14 protein-coding genes are annotated in these 17,142 nt (G+C 72.4%); 9 read left to right on the top strand and 5 right to left on the bottom strand.

What is annotated here, in order from left to right:
- Positions 1 to 29: 29 nt before the first annotated feature.
- Positions 30 to 2,099, bottom strand: a complete 2,070-nt coding sequence (locus Sru02f_RS28775; protein ID WP_109030010.1) for a glycoside hydrolase family 36 protein — start codon at positions 2,097 to 2,099, stop codon at positions 30 to 32.
- Positions 2,100 to 2,342: 243 nt separating this feature from the next.
- Between Sru02f_RS28775 and Sru02f_RS28770 the strand changes: the two genes are divergently transcribed.
- The 6 genes from Sru02f_RS28770 to Sru02f_RS28745 all read left to right on the top strand — a co-directional run bounded on the left by Sru02f_RS28770 (position 2,343) and on the right by Sru02f_RS28745 (position 8,752).
- A complete protein-coding gene (locus Sru02f_RS28770; RefSeq protein WP_164278889.1) occupies positions 2,343 to 3,131 on the top strand; it encodes a GntR family transcriptional regulator in 789 nt (262 codons plus the stop codon).
- A 217-nt stretch (positions 3,132 to 3,348) separates the two neighbouring features.
- Positions 3,349 to 4,668, top strand: coding sequence for a D-tagatose-bisphosphate aldolase, class II, non-catalytic subunit (locus Sru02f_RS28765; protein WP_109029897.1), 1,320 nt, complete (start codon positions 3,349 to 3,351; stop codon positions 4,666 to 4,668).
- Entirely contained in the window at positions 4,665 to 5,822 is a 1,158-nt protein-coding gene (locus Sru02f_RS28760; protein WP_109029896.1) for an SIS domain-containing protein, read from the top strand. The genes Sru02f_RS28765 and Sru02f_RS28760 overlap by 4 nt, the downstream gene beginning before the upstream one ends.
- A gap of 49 nt (positions 5,823 to 5,871) precedes the next feature.
- Positions 5,872 to 6,864, top strand: coding sequence for a BadF/BadG/BcrA/BcrD ATPase family protein (locus Sru02f_RS28755; RefSeq protein ID WP_109029895.1), 993 nt, complete (start codon positions 5,872 to 5,874; stop codon positions 6,862 to 6,864).
- On the top strand, positions 6,861 to 7,799 hold the full coding sequence (locus Sru02f_RS28750) for a DMT family transporter (protein WP_109029894.1): 939 nt from the start codon (positions 6,861 to 6,863) through the stop codon (positions 7,797 to 7,799). The genes Sru02f_RS28755 and Sru02f_RS28750 overlap by 4 nt, the downstream gene beginning before the upstream one ends.
- Before the next feature lie 104 nt (positions 7,800 to 7,903).
- On the top strand, positions 7,904 to 8,752 hold the full coding sequence (locus tag Sru02f_RS28745; RefSeq protein ID WP_109029893.1) for a class II fructose-bisphosphate aldolase: 849 nt from the start codon (positions 7,904 to 7,906) through the stop codon (positions 8,750 to 8,752).
- Between the two features lie 54 nt (positions 8,753 to 8,806).
- Here Sru02f_RS28745 and Sru02f_RS28740 read toward each other — a convergent pair whose 3' ends face one another.
- Positions 8,807 to 9,610 carry a VOC family protein gene (locus Sru02f_RS28740; protein ID WP_109029892.1) on the bottom strand — a complete coding sequence of 268 codons (804 nt, stop codon included), beginning with the start codon at positions 9,608 to 9,610 and terminating at the stop codon, positions 8,807 to 8,809.
- 233 nt (positions 9,611 to 9,843) lie between these two features.
- Here Sru02f_RS28740 and Sru02f_RS28735 point away from each other — a divergent pair, with 233 nt between their 5' ends.
- Positions 9,844 to 10,695: a sulfurtransferase gene (locus tag Sru02f_RS28735; protein ID WP_109029891.1), complete on the top strand. Its 852-nt coding sequence runs from the start codon at positions 9,844 to 9,846 to the stop codon at positions 10,693 to 10,695.
- Positions 10,696 to 10,976: 281 nt separating this feature from the next.
- Here the strand turns inward: Sru02f_RS28735 and sepH are convergent, their stop codons facing one another.
- Positions 10,977 to 12,035 (bottom strand): septation protein SepH, encoded by a 1,059-nt coding sequence (sepH, locus tag Sru02f_RS28730; protein WP_109029890.1) that lies wholly within the window; start codon positions 12,033 to 12,035, stop codon positions 10,977 to 10,979.
- Between the two features lie 472 nt (positions 12,036 to 12,507).
- Here sepH and Sru02f_RS28725 point away from each other — a divergent pair, with 472 nt between their 5' ends.
- Positions 12,508 to 13,392 carry a hypothetical protein gene (locus Sru02f_RS28725; protein WP_109029889.1) on the top strand — a complete coding sequence of 295 codons (885 nt, stop codon included), beginning with the start codon at positions 12,508 to 12,510 and terminating at the stop codon, positions 13,390 to 13,392.
- Here the strand turns inward: Sru02f_RS28725 and Sru02f_RS28720 are convergent.
- Together Sru02f_RS28720 and Sru02f_RS28715 are read right to left on the bottom strand one after the other, a co-directional pair.
- Positions 13,316 to 14,653: a D-arabinono-1,4-lactone oxidase gene (locus Sru02f_RS28720; RefSeq protein ID WP_109029888.1), complete on the bottom strand. Its 1,338-nt coding sequence runs from the start codon at positions 14,651 to 14,653 to the stop codon at positions 13,316 to 13,318. The two genes, Sru02f_RS28725 and Sru02f_RS28720, sit on opposite strands and share 77 nt — an antisense overlap.
- Positions 14,595 to 15,851, bottom strand: a complete 1,257-nt coding sequence (locus Sru02f_RS28715; protein WP_109029887.1) for an MFS transporter — start codon at positions 15,849 to 15,851, stop codon at positions 14,595 to 14,597. Before Sru02f_RS28715 ends, Sru02f_RS28720 begins: the two co-directional genes overlap by 59 nt.
- A 162-nt stretch (positions 15,852 to 16,013) precedes the next feature.
- Between Sru02f_RS28715 and Sru02f_RS28710 the strand changes: the two genes are divergently transcribed.
- On the top strand, positions 16,014 to 17,141 hold the full coding sequence (locus Sru02f_RS28710; protein WP_109029886.1) for a ferrochelatase: 1,128 nt from the start codon (positions 16,014 to 16,016) through the stop codon (positions 17,139 to 17,141).
- Position 17,142 lies beyond the last annotated feature (1 nt).

Raw genomic sequence — 17,142 nt, 5'->3', positions numbered from 1 at the left:
GTGCCGGGACCGGTGCGCGCCGGTTCTGCTCAGCCGATGCGCTCGGCCACGACGAGCTGGAACCGCTCGAAGGCCAGCTCCACGGTGTTGTGCCGAGCGTCGACGGTGCCGAGAGAGGTGCCGTTGAACGGATCGGTCAGGCGGTACCTGCCGCGGCCCAGGCCACGCAGCTCGACCGTCCCGTCCCACCGCCCGGCGTAGAACGCGTAGTGCAGGGTCGCGCCCTTGGCCACCACGTGCGCCTCGGGCTTGTCGAAACCGATGTCGTACAGCTCGCCCCGGTACTCGCCCGTGGACAGCAGGTTCTCCTCGTACAGGTTCACCCACCGGCGCCAGAGGGCTTCCCTCTCCGGCGTGAGCACGATGGCGTCGTCCGGGCCCGCGGGGTAGGTGAACTTCGTCGACAGCACGGCTCCCACACCGTAGCTGGAGGCGAAGTCGTCGCCGCCGTCGCTCAGTTCGACGTGGTCGCCGGAGTAGCTGCTGCCCCGGCCCATCAGCGCCTTCATCGTCTTGCCCTTCGTACGGACCTGGTACGAGGAGAGCGGGTCCGAGCTCGGGTACTGGTCGACGTAGGGGAGGTTGTGGAAGGCGAAGGCGGTGCCGCAGGGGCAGAGCTCGACGACGGCGTCGCGGTTCGCCTCGTGCGCGGCCTCGTACACCGCCTTCCAGAACCGCGCGAGACCCTCGGTCGATTCCTCGGGGCGGGCATGCCCGTGCGCCGGGTTGTAGCAGGGCGCGACGGCGTTGAGGTGCTGGCCGTCGATCTTGAGCCCTTCGTATCCCCAGTCGCCGATGAACCGCTTCACCTGCCCGACGAAGTAGTCCACCGTCGGCCGGTACGCGGGGCACAGGGTCCAGGCGTCCCACCAGCTCACCCGCTGCTTGTTGCCCTCACGGTCCAGCAGGAGCATGTCGGAGTGGTCCTGGTACAGGCTGCTCTCCGGGTCCGCCGCCAGCGGAGCCCACCACAGGCGCGGCCGCAGACCGGCGTCCCGGATCTGCTGGGTGAAGGCCCGCATGTCCGCCGCGCCCCCCGGGAACTTCCGCGGGTCCAGCTCCCAGTCGCCCTCGTTGGTCTGCCAGCCGTCGTCGAGGACCGCCCACTTGAGGCCGACCTCACGCACCTTGGGGAGCGTTGCGACGACCTGCTCGACGGTGAAGTCCCGCTCGTAGCCCCAGGCACACCACATGGGTTCCAGGGCCGGCCCGGGCGTCCTGGGCGCACGCCGGCCGATGTCGCTCATGTAGTCGCGATAGCGCTGGAGCGGTGCGAAGTGGTCGCCCGGCAGCGCGGTCAGGAACGTGGTGTCGGTGGTCAGACGCCGCCCCGGCTTCAGGGTCACGGGGGTGTCGCCCTCGACGGCGAGGCTCGCTCCGCCGACCGTCCTGCGAACGGGCAGGCGCAGCATCCTGGCCACGGGTTCGACGTGTCCGACGGAGAGACCCGCCCCCGGCCGCCACACGGTCGCCATCGGGGTGCCGCCGCCGTAGTCGGAGGCGTCCATCCCCAGCGAGTTCTCCTGGACGAACCCGTCCGTCATCGGCCGCACCCAGTCGCGACGGTCCTCGTACGTGGTTCCCGAGAAGGTGTGGAAGCCGCCGGGAACCTCCAGGAGTTCGTGGGCCCCGCTGCGCCATCCGGTGACCGCCAGCGGGGCGCCGGTCCCGTTGGTGTAGGTCACCTTCATCACGATCATCCCGGTCAGGCGCCGGTAGGAGGTCAGCTCCACCGTCTTGCGGACTCCGGTCGCGGACTCGCCCCAGACGGTCACGCTCACGCCTGCGCCGTGCCGGGAATGCCGGGTCCTGCGGGTCTCGTGCCCGCCGTACGTGAACTCGTCGATCGCCCCGCCGTCCACCAGCAGGGCCTCACCGGCGTCGAAGCGGGTGACGTCGACGCCCCGCAAAGCCACCCGGCTGCGCAGCCGGTCGTCGAACTCCAGGGTGATGGAGGTGTCGCCGACCCCGACGAGTTCGGGGCCGCCGTGCGGTGCCGCGGCCGCGGGTGTGGCACCCAGGGCCACCGAGGGGAAGGCGGCCAGGCCGGCACCTCCCAGCGCCACCTTCAGTACGCTGCGCCGGTTCACATCCGTCATGTCGGCCTCTCTCTCGGAGCAGGCTCCGTCCGCAACCGGCTCCTCGGACGGAGTCGGGACACCCGTGAGGGCGAGGGCGGCACCGTTCGGGCTCCGGGTGGCCTGCATCGAGAACGTAAGTGGTATTCGATTGGCATGTCAATGGTCCAATGGTCCACCGCGGCGCAGGAGTTCACCCCGTCCCGGTGAGGGGGCGAGGGATCCGGATGCCTGCGCGGCCGGTCGAACCGGTATGTTTCTGGTATGACCGAAGCGAGTACGCCGATGCCCAGGGGCCTCTTCGCCGACGACGCCCTCCCGCTGTACGAGCGCACGGCCGCGCGGCTCCTCGACGACCTGCGTGCCGCCGGCGCCCGCCCCGGTGACCGGCTGCCCTCCGAGCGGGCCATGGTCACCCGGTACGCCGTCTCGCGGGTGACACTGCGGGCCGCCCTCGCCCAGCTGGAGGCGCGAGGCGTCGTGCGGCCGTCGTCGTCGCGCGGGTGGTTCGTCGCCGAACCCGGCCTGTTCCCCGAAACGGTGACGGCGCCGGCCTCGGCCGCCCCCCAGGTCCAGGGATTCGCCGACTACGCCGAGGCCAACGGTCTGACGACGGCCAGCAAGGTGCTCTCCGCCACCGTCCGCCCGGCCACCGTGGCGGAGGCCGAGCAGCTCCGGATCGCCCCGGGCGCCGACCTCTTCGACCTCCACCGGCTGCGCTTCCTGGACGGCCTGCTGGTCGTGCTGGAGCACAACCGGCTGCCGCTGTCGGCCTGCCCGGCCCTGGCCGACGCCGACTTCAGCACCGCCTCGCTGTACGCCACCCTGCGCGCCGCCGACCCGCCGCAGCTTCCCCGGGTCGCCGACTACTCGGTCGAAGCCCGCCATCCGACGGCGCGGGAGATGGAGCTGCTCGAGATCGGGGCGACCATGCCGATGCTGGTCGCGACCCAGCTGACCTCCAACCAGGACGCCCGCCCGATCGAACTGACCGTCCAGGTCTACCGGGGGGACCGCTACCGGTTCCGGGCCTCCATCACGAACCAGACCTGAACCGACCGGACCAGACCGGACCAGACCTGAACCTGCCCGGGCCGGGCGTCGGAGCAGCCGACGCCCGGCCCGTCGCCGTTCCAGCAGACATGGAGGCATACCAGAACCATACCAATAGAGACTATTGACGGCCGAAAATAAGACCAGTAACGTTCCGCATGAGCTTCGGGCCATCGCGGCAAACGGGCTCAAATCGCACTTCAGTGAGGGGTTGGCGATGGAGAGCCCGTTGGACGAGGTCGTCCGGCGTCAGAAGGCCGGACGACCGCAGGGCATCACCTCCGTGTGCTCGGCCCATCCGCTGGTCATCGAGGCGGCCGTGCTGCAGGCACGTGAGACCGGTGGTCCGGTACTGGTGGAGGCGACCTCCAACCAGGTCGACCAGTACGGCGGCTACACGGGCCTGCGGCCCGCGGACTTCCGCGACCTCGTGCACGGCATCGCGACGGAACACGGTCTGCCACTGGACCGCGTCGTCCTCGGCGGCGACCACCTCGGACCGAACCGGTGGCAGTCCCTGACGCCCGACGAGGCGATGGGGGAGGCCGACGCGCTGGTCGCGGCCTACGCGGAGGCGGGCTTCACCAAGATCCACCTGGACTGCAGCTTCGCGTGCGCCGGTGACCCCGCACCGCTGACCGACGACGTGGTCGCCGAACGCGCCGCGCGTCTGATCCGGGTGGCCGAGGACACGGTGGGCCCGGAGCGGGCGGAGCGGATCCGGTATGTGATCGGTACCGAGGTGCCGACGCCCGGCGGCGCGCACGAGACGCTCGGCGCCCTGGTGCCCACCACGCCCGAGGCGGCCTGCGCGACCCTGGAGCAGCACCGGAAGGCGTTCGCCCGGCACGGCGTCGAAGGGGCCTGGCCGCGCGTCATGGCCCTGGTGGTGCAGCCGGCCGTGGAGTTCGACCACCTGCGGGTCGTCGACTACCGGCGGGAGTCGACCGAGGAACTGCGCAAGGTCCTCGACGACGAGCCCACCATGGTCTACGAGGCCCACTCGACCGACTACCAGACCGCCGAGGCGCTCACCGCGCTGGTCGAGGACCACTGGGCGGTCCTCAAGGTGGGCCCCGGGCTGACCTTCGCCCTGCGCGAGGCGCTGTTCGCCCTCGCCGCGATCGAGGACGAGCTGGTGCCGGCCGGCGAGCGGTCACGGCTTCCCGAGGTCGTCGAGCGGCGGATGCTCGCCGAGCCCGCCCAGTGGGAGGGTTACTACCCGGGCGGCGACGCCGAGCAGCGCCTCGCACGCCGCTACAGCTACAGCGACCGGATGCGCTACTACTGGGCCGACCCCGAGATCGAAGCGGCCCAGACCCGACTGCTGGCCAACCTCTCGGCCACGGCCGTCCCGTTGCCCCTGCTCAGCGCGCACCTTCCGCTCCAGTACGCCCGCGTCCGCCGCGGCGAGCTGGCCGCCCGCCCGCGCGAACTGGTCGTGGACCACGTCCGCGACGTCCTGCGCGACTACGACCGCGCCGCCGACCAGGACCGGAACCAGAACCGGAACCAGAACCAGAGGGAGTTCGTGTGACCACGCCCCCCGGCACGCTGCCCGTCGACGACAGCGCCGTCCACACCGTCCGCGAGATCGCCCAGCAGCCCGCCCTGTGGCGGGAGGTCGACCGGATCGTCGGAACCTCCCGGGAAGCGCTGGACGCGTTCCTGGGTCCGCTCGTGGCACGCGGCGACCTGCGCGTGGTGCTCACCGGCGCCGGGACCTCCGCGTTCGCCGGGCAGGTGCTCCAGCCCTCCCTGGCACGGCACTTGGGGCGGCGCGTCGACGCGGTTGCCACCACGGACCTCGTCGCCGACCCCCGCGGGTGCCTCGCCGAGGACCTGCCCACGCTGCTGGTCTCCTTCGCCCGGTCGGGTGACAGCCCGGAGTCCGTCGCCGCCACCGCCCTGGCCGACCAGGTCCTCTCCGAGGTGCACCACCTCGTGATCACCTGCAACGACCAGGGCCGCCTGGCGCGCGAACACGCGCAGCGGCAGCGGTCGCACGTGCTGCTGATGCCGGCCGCGTCCAACGACCGCGGCTTCGCCATGACGTCGAGCTTCACCTGCATGACGCTCGCGGCACTGCTCGCCCTGGGCGGGGGCGGCCGCGACGGGCTCGCCGAACGCCTGGCACGGGCAGCGGAGTCGATCATCGAGGACGACGCCGCCGACCGCACGGCCGGCGCCCTGGTGGACCGCGCACCCGAGCGCATCGTCTTCCTCGGCAGCGGCCCGCTGAAGGGCCTCGCCGAGGAGTCGGCGCTGAAGGTGCTGGAGCTCACCGGCGGGACGCTCATGGCCGTCGCGGAGTCCTCACTGGGCTTCCGGCACGGTCCCAAGGCGGTGCTCAACGAACGTTCCGTCGCGGTGGTGTACGTGTCGAACGACCCGTACACCCGCCAGTACGACCACGACATCGTCGCGGAGCTGCGCGGAAACCTTCCCGTCGGCAGTGTCGTCGCGGTCTCCGCGGAGAGCGGCGCGGGAACGGAGGGCACCGATGCCTGGCCGCTCCCGGGCCTCGGCGACGTCGAGGACGCCGCCCTGGCACTGCCCGCCGTGGTGTACGCCCAGCTCATCGCCCTGCGCGCCTCCCGGGTCCGGGGTCTGCGGCCCGACAACCCGTTCCCCTCGGGTGAGGTCAACCGCGTGGTGCAGGGCGTGACCCTGCACTCCTTGAACGACTGATCGAAGTCAGCAACGGCGCGGATCGAGGGCGCCGGACGGAGGTACGACGATGTTCCTGGGTGTCGACGGCGGCGGTACGAAAACCGCGTTCTATCTGGTCGACCGGTCCGGACAAGTGGTGGCGCGTGCCCAGGCGGCAAGCTCGTACTACTTCTCCCACGGCATCGAGCTCGTCGAGCGGGTGCTGAGGGAAGGCGTCGGCACCGTCTGCGCGGCGGCCGAACTGTCCCCGGCCGACATCGAGTACGCCTTCTTCGGCCTGCCCGGCTACGGGGAGGCGGCCCGCGACCTGCCCGTGCTCGACGCGACACCGCGGGCCGTGCTCGGGCACGACCGCTACGCGTGCGACAACGACATGGTCTGCGGCTGGGCCGGTTCGCTGGGCGCGGCCGACGGCATCAACGTCATCAGCGGCACCGGCTCGATGACCTACGGCGAGCGGCAGGGCCGGGGCGTACGCATCGGCGGCTGGAGCGAGTCGTTCGGCGACGAGGGATCGGCGTACTGGATCGCGATCCGCGGCCTCAACGCCTTCTCCCGGATGAGCGACGGACGGCTCCCCGAGGGCCCCCTGGCCGGGGTGTTCCGAAGCCGGCTCGGCCTGGAGTCGGACCTCGACGTGATCGACGTCGTGCACAACCGGTGGCAGGGCGACCGCGGCCGGATCGCCGCACTGAGCCGCTCGGTGGCCGAGGCGGCCGCGGCGGGCGACGAGACCGCCGCGGCGATCCTCGCGGAGGCCGGCCGCGAACTCGCCCTGCTGGTCGAAGCCACCCGCGAACGGCTCGGGTTCGGCCCGGACGAGACCGTGCCCGTCTCCTACTCCGGCGGTACCTTCGGCGCCGCCCCGGTCCTGGAGGCGTTCACCACCGGGCTGAAGAGCCGCTTCGCGGGCTACGAGCTGCGACACCCCCTGTACGAGCCCGTCGTGGGCGCCGCCCTGTACGCGGCGAAACTCGCTGGAACCCCGCTCGACCGGCCGGCGCTCGACGCGCTGCGCAAGGCCTCAGGGTCCCTCGCCTCAGGAGAGGACGAACAATGAAGAACGGCACAAGAGGCTGGATCCTGTACGCGTCGCTGCTGGTCCTGTTCTGGGGCGTGTGGGGCGCCTTCTCCAGCGAGCCGAACAGCAGGTACGGCTACCCCAACGAGATGATCTACATCATCTGGGCCTTCACGATGCTCATCCCCGCGTACTTCGCGATGCGCGGCAACACGTTCGACCGCCGGCCGGTCGCCGCGATGTACGGACTGATCGCGGGCCTCACCGGCGCCGGCGGACAACTGCTGCTGTTCCAGGCGCTCGCCGACGGGCCCGCGTACCTGATCTTCCCCCTGGTGTCCCTGTCCCCGGTCATCACCGTCCTCATGGCGACGGTGCTGCTGCGGGAGCGGATCACCCGGCTCGCCGTCGTGGGCGTGGTCGCGGCGCTGGTGGCGATCGTGCTGCTCAGCATCCCCAGCGGCGGTGGCGACTCGGACGCGCACGGCCCGTGGCTGCCGATGGCCATCCTGATCTGCGTCGCCTGGGGCGTGCAGGCGTTCTGCATGCGCAAGGCCGCGCTCGTCGGGGTCAACGACGCGACCACCTTCGGATGGATGACCATCAGCGGACTGCTGCTGGTTCCCGTGGCGTTCGCGATCATGGGCGGTTTCCCGTCCGGGGCTCCCTGGCAGGCACCGGCCCTCACCGCGGTGACGCAGGTCCTCAACGCGGTCGGCGCGCTGTTCCTGGTCATGGCGTTCAGCCGGGGCAAGGCCACCGTGGTCGCCCCCATCACCAACGCACTCGCCCCGGTCCTGACCATCGTGCTGTCCCTGGCGGTCTACCAGACGCTGCCCAGCGTGTGGGGCGCCCTCGGCATCGTGCTCGCCCTCGCGGGTTCGACGCTGATGGTCTACAGCGACGAGAAGAGCGGCGAGAGTTCCGTGGCACCGGGTGCGGCGGACGACGACGTGAGTTCCGTCGCACGCTAGTCCCGAACGCCCACCCACCCGTACCGGCCGGTGCGGACGGCAACCGCCGTACCGGCCGGACCGACCGACCGTCGAAGCAACACGAAAGCGAGGGGAACACCCCCATGCCCCTGGTTCCCACGCGCGAACTCGTCTCGGAGGCCGCCGCCGCAGGCCGGGCCGTCGCGGCGTTCAACGTGATCACGCTGGAGCACGCCGAGGCGATCACCTCCGGTGCGCAGGCCGCGGGCGCCCCCGTGATCCTGCAGATCAGCGAGAACGCCGTGCGGTTCCACGGCGGCCGCGTCGAGCCGATCGCACGGGCCGCGGCCGAGGTCGGCAAGGCATGCGACGTCGACGTCGCGCTGCACCTGGACCACGTGACGGACATGCGGCTGCTGCGCACGGCCGCCGACGCCGGGTTCTCCTCCGCGATGTTCGACGCCGGGGCACAGCCCTACGCCGAGAACCTCGCCGCCACCCGCGCCGCGGCACAGTGGGCCCACGGCGCGGGCCTGTGGCTGGAGGCCGAACTCGGGTACGTGGGGGGCAAACCCGACGCCCCCGCGAGCGCCCACGCGGCCGGGGTGCGCACCGACCCGCAGGAAGCGGCGAGCTACGTGGCGGACACCGGCGTGGACGCGCTGGCCGTCGCCGTCGGCAGCAGCCACGCGATGACCGAACGCTCCGCGTCCCTGGACCACGCGCTGATCGAACGGCTCCGGGAGGCCGTGCCCGTACCCCTGGTACTGCACGGTTCGTCGGGAGTCGGGGACGACGAACTGCGGCGGGCCGTCCGGGCGGGCATCCTGAAGGTCAACGTCGGCACCGCCCTCAACATCGCCTTCACGGGCGCGGTGCGCGAGACGCTGGCGGCGCGCCCCGACCTGACGGACCCCCGCCCCTACGTCGCCCGCGGCCGGGAGACGATGGCGGAGACGGTACGTGCCCTGCTCGCCGTGGTGAGCGGCTGAGCGGGTCCGAGGCCTGCGGGAGGTCGCAGGCGTACGGCCGGTCCCGTCACCACGTCACCGCCGAGCGTGCAGCAGCGTGAACCGAGCCCCCTCCGGATCCGCCACCGTCGCCACCCGGCCGTGGGGCGTGTCGTGGGCCGGGACCAGCACGTGCCCGCCCAGGTCGACGAGGTGCGCCGCGGACTCGTCCGTGTCTGCCACCTCGAAGTACGTCGTCCAGTGCGGACCCCGCTCGCGCGGCAGGGCGTCGCCCACGCCGTGGATGCCGGCGACCGGGCGGCCCTCGATGCGCAGGGTCACGTAGTCGCGGTCGGCGGAGGGATCCGGGAGCAGTTCGAAGCCGAAGACCGTCTCGTAGAACTTGGCGACGCCCGCCGTCTCGTACGTCAGCAGTTCGTTCCAGGCCGGTGTGCCGGGCCGGCCCGTGACGGCCGTGCCCAGGTGCGCGGCCGCCTGCCACACCCCGAAGACGGCGCCGGCCGGGTCGGAGCCCAGGGCCATGCGGCCGGCCTCGCCCGCGTCCAGGGGGCCGACACCGACCGTGCCACCGCACAGGCGCACCGTTTCCGCCGTCCGGTTGACGTCGTCGGAGGCGAAGTACGGCGTCCAGGCGGTGGGCAGTTGCCGGTCCGGGGGCAGCTGCCCGATGCCGGCCACCTCCCGCCCGTCGAGCAGGGCCCGCGCGTAGGGGCCCAGTTGCTGGGGGCCGGGCCGGAACTCCCAGCCGAACAGGGCACCGTAGAAGTCGTGGGTGGCGGCCGGTCCGTGCACCATCAGACTCACCCAGCAGGGCGTGCCGGGCGCGCGTCGGGCGTTCGTCTCGCCGATCCGGCCGTCCGATCCCCGTGCGTCGGTCATCGTCACCCTCTTCTCGGCCCTCCGGGCCGTGCGTCCGCTTCCGCTCCGACGGGCCTCGGCACCGGCACCGGGTTCCGGTGCGTGCTTCGGGCGTGCTCGCGCTCGTGGGGCAGCCCGCCTGCCCGGGCAGTACAGCATGTGGCCGAACCCGTACGCCTCGTGATCGGTACTGTCCGGCGGGCAGAGTAGCCCGACAACGACGCCTCGGCCACTCGGTACGTCAGGATGGGGCCATGAACGCCATCATCTCCGCATCCGAACTCGTCGACGAACTGGCGGGCGCCAATCCGCCCGTCCTGCTCGACGTCCGCTGGCAGCTGAGCACGGCGAAGGCGGCCGGCGCCCCGCCGTTCGACGGCCGGGCCGAGTACGCGGCCGGGCACCTGCCCGGTGCCGTCTACGTCGACCTGGACCGCGAACTCGCCTCCGCGCCCGGCGCGCACGGCCGGCACCCGTTGCCCGAGGTGGGAGAGTTCGGCGCGGCGATGCGCCGGGCGGGCGTGTCGCACGGGCGGCCGGTCGTGGTCTACGACGGCGGGCAGGGATGGGCGGCGGCCCGCGCCTGGTGGCTGCTGCGCTGGACGGGTCACCCGAACGTGCGGGTCCTCGACGGCGGGTTGCCGTCCTGGGAGGCGCCGCTGTCGACGGACGTCACGGCGCCCGCGGAGGGCGACTTCGCGCCGGCGCCGGGCGCCACGGGTCTGTTGGACGCGGACGGGGCGGCCGCGCTGGCCCGGTCCGGGGTGCTGTTCGACGCCCGCGCGGGGGAGCGTTACCGGGGCGAGGTCGAGCCGATCGATCCGGTCGGCGGCCACATCCCGGGCGCCGTGTCCGCGCCGACGACCGCCAACGTGGCCCCGGACGGGCACTTCCTGCCCGCCGAGGAACTCCGGGCACGCTTCAAGACCCTCGGCGCCACGGAGGACGGCGCGGTCGGCGTGTACTGCGGCTCGGGCGTGTCGGGTGCCCACGAAGTGCTCGCCCTGGCGGTGGCGGGGATCGAGGCGGCGCTGTACGTGGGCTCCTGGTCCGAGTGGTCGTCGGACCCGGCCCGGCCGGTCGCGGTGGGCCCCGACCCGCAGTAGAGGGGTGCGCTGCGCGTGGGTGGCGGACTCGCGCGCAGGAGGCCCCGGTCACCGCGCGTGGGACCCCGGGCCGGGGTGTGGCGGGGCCATGCCCGCCGGGAGCGGGGGCCGGTCCGGAAGCAGGACCTGGCACCGAGGGCGGCGCGGCGCCCGCACGAGGGCCGAACCCGTCGACCCGTCCGCGGCAAGTCCGTACGCGCAGTCGGCCGTTGGCACGCGATCGGGGCCGCACCCACCCGGGTGCGGCCCCGACCTCGGTCACGTCATTCGGCGAGGACCGACTACTCCTGCTTCTTGCGCCGCGTGCCGAACACGATCTCGTCCCAGCTCGGCACCGCCGCGCGGCGACCCGGCCGGACGCCGTCGGCCTCGGCCTGGCGGTCGGTGGAGCCGGTGAGGCGGTCGCGGTGGCTCGCCACCGAGCGCGGCATGAGCACGTCGGCGTAGGCGGAACCGGCCGACGCGGCGGGCGCGGGCGGCTCCTCCACCTCGGGTTCCTCGACGGGCTCCTCCACCGGATCCGGAGCGCGCTCGGGCACCACCAGGTCGCCGCGGAAGCTCGGTACGGCCTCCAGCAGGCTGGTGAGCGAGTCGCGCTCGCGCTCGGCCGAGGCGGTGGCCGCGGTGTCGTCGACCGGCTCGGACGGCGGCGGGGGCAGGCTCGGACGCTCCCGCTGCTCCCGGTCGAGGGTGCGGTCCAGCGGCCGGTCGCGCGGCAGTCGCGCGATGCGCGGCACGAACGGGAAGCTGGGCTCGGGCGCGGCGAGGTCGTCGGACTCCCCGATCAGCGCGCGCGCCTCCGCGTCGACGGCCTGGACGAGCCGCCGGGGCGGGTCGTACGTCCAGCTCGCCGAGTGCGGTTCGCCCGCGACCAGGTAGACCAGCAGGACCTCCCAGGTGCCGTCGTCGCGGCGCCAGGAGTCCCACTGGACGGTGTCCTTGTCGGCGCCGCGCAGCAGCAGCCGCTCCTGGACGGCCTCGCCGAGGGGCGGCCCGGAGTTCTCGCCGGGGCGGCGGACGGGGGTCTTGCGGGCCCGCTCCGCCATGAAGGCGCGCTCGGCCAGCACGGGGCCCTCGAAGCGCCGTACGCGATCGACGGGGATGCCGGCCATCTGGGCGACCTCTTCCGCGGTCGCGCCGGCACGTATACGCGCCTGGATGTCGCGGGGGCGGAGATGGCTCTCCACCTCGATCTCGATCTGGCCGAGGCGGGGACGGTCGCCGCGTACGGCGGCACGGAGCCGCTCGTCGATCGGAAGCGTGTACTCCGTGCTGTCCGCAGCCTTCAGCACCAGCCGTGTGCCGTCATTCGAGACGGCCACGACACGCAGTTCGGGCATGGGGACCTCCCGGGTGGTGCCTGCCGACGTCACGTGCGTCGCTGCTTCCGCTCTGTCGAGTGTGGCCTGCCCGGGTGCAGCCTGCCACAACCTTGCCGAGTTGCCCGGCGTGTCGGGCACGGGCCCTGGATCGCCGTTATGGCACGGTTACCTGTTCGCAACGCTAAGTGACCAACCTCGTCACCCTGTGCAACTAGCCCCCTCCCGGCGGTCCTTCAAGGTGCCGGACCCCCTGTCGGGAGACCAGCTCCAGGGCTCGCAACAGTACTCCATTCGGACCACGTGCGTGGATTGGCGCGCCGCCCAACTTCTGGCAAGAGGTGGCGCTCGGCCGTCCCTGGCGCGATTTCCGCGATCTTGGACGTGGCGTACTTCACGCAATCACCAGAAACGGAACTAATGGTTTCGGCCGCACGTCCCTTTCTCATGCAGTTGATCGATCCCGTACGGGAAAGGCAGGCAAGGTCCGACGATGCGTGAAAGGTCCGATGACGCGGGCGTGGCGGACGTGCGTTCGAAGGGGGAGTCCAGGCGCATCGACCTGAGCGTCCCCCAGGTCGCGGGCAGCGCCCTGGCGGCGGTGGTGGCCGCCAAACTCGCCTCCTCCTTCGGTGTGTACGGCACGATCGCCGGAGCCGGCCTGATCAGTGTCGTCGCCACCTGCGGGGGCTCGGTGCTCCAGCACTTCTTCAAGCGCACCGGGGAGCAGATCCGGGTGAAGCGCACCGTCGCTGCCGTGCGGATCGACGGGCGAACCGCGTCGGTTCCGGCCGCGGCGCCGGACCCGGCTTCGGCTTCGGCTTCGGGGGAGTTCACCGAGGGCACCGTCTACCGCGCGCGGACCAGGGGCTGGCGCCGCCCGCTGGTCGCGGCGGCCCTCGTCTTCGGCGTCACCATGGCCGGGATCACGGTGTACGAGGTCGCCTCCGGCCAGAACCTGAGCGGCGGCCACAGCACCACCGTCGGCAGCGCCTTCACCGGACACGGCAAGTCCGCCGCCGATTCGGGGGAGTCCGGCGACTCCGGCGGCGCGGAAGACCCGCAGGACGGCCGGGACTCCGGGGGCTCCGGTGACCCGGGCGACGCGAAGGACTCCGGTTCCGGCAGCGAGGCCCCGGCCCCCACCCCCTCCGGGAGCCCGGACGCAACCGACGGGAGCCCGTCGTCCGGCGCCGGTTCGACGGAGGGCGGCGGTACGGCGTCCAGCCCGACGCCCACCCCGGACGCCGACGGCGACGAGGAGGCCGACGGCACCGGAGCCCCCGACCCGGACGCCTCGGCTACGACCCCAGAACCCGACGCAAGTAGTCGTTCTGGAACAGACGGTCAGGGTCAAGACGGTCCCGCAGCGCCGTGAACTCGCCGAAGCGCGGGTACACCCGGGAGAAGTACCCGGCGTCCCGGGTGTGCACCTTGCCCCAGTGCGGCCGGCCCTCGTGCGCCGTGAAGATCCGCTCGGCGGCCGTGAAGTACGCCTGGTAGGGCGTGCCCCGGAACATGTGCACGGCGATGTACGCGCTGTCGCGGCCCGACGCGGTGGACAACGTGATGTCGTCGGCCGGGGCCGTGCGCACCTCGACCGGGAAGCTGATCCGCAGCCCTGAGCGGTCGACCATCGTCCTCAGTTCGCGCAGCACCTCGACGACGGCCTCGCGCGCCACGGCGTACTCCATCTCCACGAACCGCACCCGGCGCGGGGATGTGAAGACCTTGTAGGGAGTGTCCGTGTACGTCCGCGCGGAGAGTGCCCGGCTGGAGATCCGGGCGATCGCCGGGATGGTGGCGGGCGCCGCGCGGCCGACCCAGTTGGCCGCCTGGAAGACGCCGTTGGACAGGAACTCGTCGTCCAGCCAGCCCTGGAACCGGCCCACCGGCCGCTCCGGACCGGCGCTGCGGTTGTTGCGCTTGGTGTTGGTGCTGTTGGTGTGCGGGAACCAGTAGAACTCGAAGTGCTCGTTCTCCGACCACAGCGCGTCGAAGTCGGACAGGACCCGGTCGAAGGGCATCGGTTCCTCGCGGGCCGTGAGCAGGAAGACCGGCTCCACGGCGAAGGTGATCGCGGTGACGACGCCCAGTGCTCCGAGCCCGATCCGGGCGGCGGCGAACACCTCGGGGTTCTCGTCCGCGGAGCAGGTCAGCACCGAGCCGTCCGCCGTGACCAGTTCCAGGCCGCGGATCTGGGCGGCGATCGAGGCCGAGTCGCGGCCGGTGCCGTGGGTGCCGGTGCTGGTGGCCCCGGAGACGGTCTGCTCCATGATGTCGCCCATGTTGGTCAGCGACAGGCCCTCGCGCGCGAGCGCCATGTTGAGCCTCTTGAGCGGGGTACCCGCCTCCACCGTGACCGTCATGGCGTCGCGATCAATGCTGCGGATGCCCGTCAACAGTTGAGGCCGGATCAACACACCGTCCGTCGCGGCTATCGACGTGAACGAGTGCCCGGTGCCGACCGCCTTGACCCGCTGTCCGTCCTCGGCCGCCCGGCGGACGGCGTCGGCCAGTTCGTCGACGGAGGCGGGAGTGACCTCCCGCGCGGGACGCGCCGAGACGTTTCCGCCCCAGTTACGCCATGTGCCGTTCCGGCCGCTCGTCCTGCCGTTCGCCGTGCGTGTGCTGCTCAACGGTCCCTCCCCGACGCGGTTCCGGCCGCTTGAGCCGGCGGTACCCGAGGAAACCGACCGCGACCGCGACGGCCCCGGCCACCGCCGGAACCCCGTACCCGGCACGCGCCCCGGAGGCGTCGATCACCCAGCCTCCCGCGGAGGAGCCGAGCGCGACCCCCACCGCGAGTCCGGTGCTCACCCAGGTCATGCCCTCGGTGAGCTGCGTGCGCGGTACGTGCTCTTCGATGAGGGACATGGTCGTGATCATCGTGGGAGCGATGGACAGACCCGCAACGAACAGCGCCGCGGCCAGAAACGGCAGGTTTCCGACCAGTAGGAGGGGGATCATACTCACGGCCATCGCACACACGCCCAGGAGCCAGCGGCGTTCCGGCGGACCGGCGAAGCGCAGCAGCCCGAAAATCATGGCGGCCGTGCACGACCCCGCCGCGTAGAGGGCGAGGACGAGGCTGGCGGCGGCCTTGTGCCCCTGCTCCTCGGCGAACGCCACGGTGACGACGTCGATGGCCCCGAAGATCGTCCCCGTGGCCGCGAAGGTGCCCACCAGGACCTGGAGCCCCCGGGAGCGCAGCGCCGTGCCGCCGCCCTTGTGCTCGCGCGGGTGCGGTTCCGGCTCGGTGGCACGCTGCGAGGTCAGCCAGAAGACGCCCGTCGCCAGGAAGCAGGCGGCGAGCAGCGGCCCGGCCTCCGGGAACCAGGCCGTGGACAGGCCGATGGAGATGATCGGGCCGAAGATGAAGCAGACCTCGTCCACCACGGACTCGAAGGAGTACGCGGTGTGCAGTCGCGGCGTGCCCCGGTACAGGGCCGCCCAGCGGGCCCGGACCATCGCACCGAGACTCGGCACGCAGCCGATGCCGACGCAGGCCGCGAACAGCACCCAGTCCGGCCACCCGTAGTGCGCGGCGGGCAGCAGGACCGCCGCCGCGGTCAGCGACACCAGGGTCGCCGGGCGCAGTACCCGGCGCTGCCCGTACCGGTCCACCAGGCGGGAGACCTGCGGCCCGGCCACGGCGGCGGCGAGCGCGATGGTGGCCGACAGCGCCCCGGCCAGCCCGTACCGCCCGGTGAGCTGCGAGATCATCGTGACCACGCCGATGCCCATCATCGACAGCGGCATCCGGCCGAGGAAACCAGCGGCGGAGAAGCCCTTGGTGCCGGGGGCGGCGAACAGGGCGCGGTAGGGACTGGCCAACGAGGTCTCCGGAGCGGCTCGGTCACGGCTTGGTAAGGCGCGAACGTGGTCGATACAGCTTACTCGTCGGCGCGGCCGGAAACACCCCCTCGGACCTGGTGAAACGCACGGTCGGTACCCCACCGTTTCCCCGCTGTCAGTGCCGGGTGGCAGGATCGGGGCATGCCAGACGTGCTCGATGCCAGCCCCTACGACGCCCTGCTCCTGCTCTCGTTCGGCGGCCCGGAGGGGCCGGACGACGTGGTCCCGTTCCTGGAGAACGTGACCCGGGGGCGCGGCATCCCCAAGGAACGCCTCAAGGAAGTCGGACAGCACTACTTCCTCTTCGGCGGCGTCAGCCCGATCAACGACCAGAACCGTGCCCTGCTGGACGCCCTGCGCAAGGACTTCGCCGAGCACGGCCTGGACCTGCCGGTCTACTGGGGCAACCGCAACTGGGCGCCGTACCTGACGGACACCCTGCGCGAGATGGTCGGCGACGGCCGGCGCCGGATCCTGGTCCTCGCCACCAGCGCCTACGCCTCCTACTCGGGCTGCCGCCAGTACCGCGAGAACCTCGCGGACGCGCTCGCCGCCCTGGAGTCCGAAGGGCTGGAGCTGCCGAAGATCGACAAGCTCCGGCACTACTTCAACCACCCCGGCTTCGTCGAGCCCATGGTCGACGGGGTCGTCCGCTCCCTCGCCGAGCTGCCCGAGGAGGTCAGGGACGGCGCGCACATCGCGTTCTGCACCCACTCGATCCCCACCTCCGCCGCCGACAGCTCCGGGCCGGTCGAGGAGCACGGCGACGGCGGGGCGTACGTGCGCCAGCACCTGGACGTGGCGCGGCTGATCGCCGACGCCGTCCGCGAGCGCACCGGCGTCGACCACCCCTGGCAGCTCGTCTACCAGTCGCGCTCGGGCGCCCCGCACATCCCGTGGCTGGAGCCCGACATCTGCGACCACCTGGAGGAGCGGCAGGCGGCCGGCGTCCCCGCGGTGGTCATGGCCCCCATCGGGTTCGTCTCCGACCACATGGAGGTCCTGTACGACCTCGACACGGAGGCCACCGCCAAGGCCGAGGAGCTGGGGCTGCCGGTCCGCCGCTCGGCCACCGTGGGCGCCGACCCGCGGTTCGCCGCGGCCGTCCGCGACCTGGTCCTGGAGCGGGCGGGCGACGAGCGCGGGCAGGAGGTCACGCCCTGCGCCCTCGGCACGCTCGGCGCGAGCCACAACCTGTGCCCGGTCGGCTGCTGCCCGGCCCGTGCCCCCCGGCCCGCCGCCGCGGGCGTCGACAGCCCCTACGCGTGAG

The sequence above is a fragment of the Streptomyces rubrogriseus genome (genome assembly GCF_027947575.1).
Taxonomy (GTDB): Bacteria; Actinomycetota; Actinomycetes; order Streptomycetales; family Streptomycetaceae; genus Streptomyces; species Streptomyces rubrogriseus.
The sequence above is the reverse complement of the archived record's forward strand: the minus strand, read 5'-3'. Positions and strand labels throughout refer to the sequence as shown.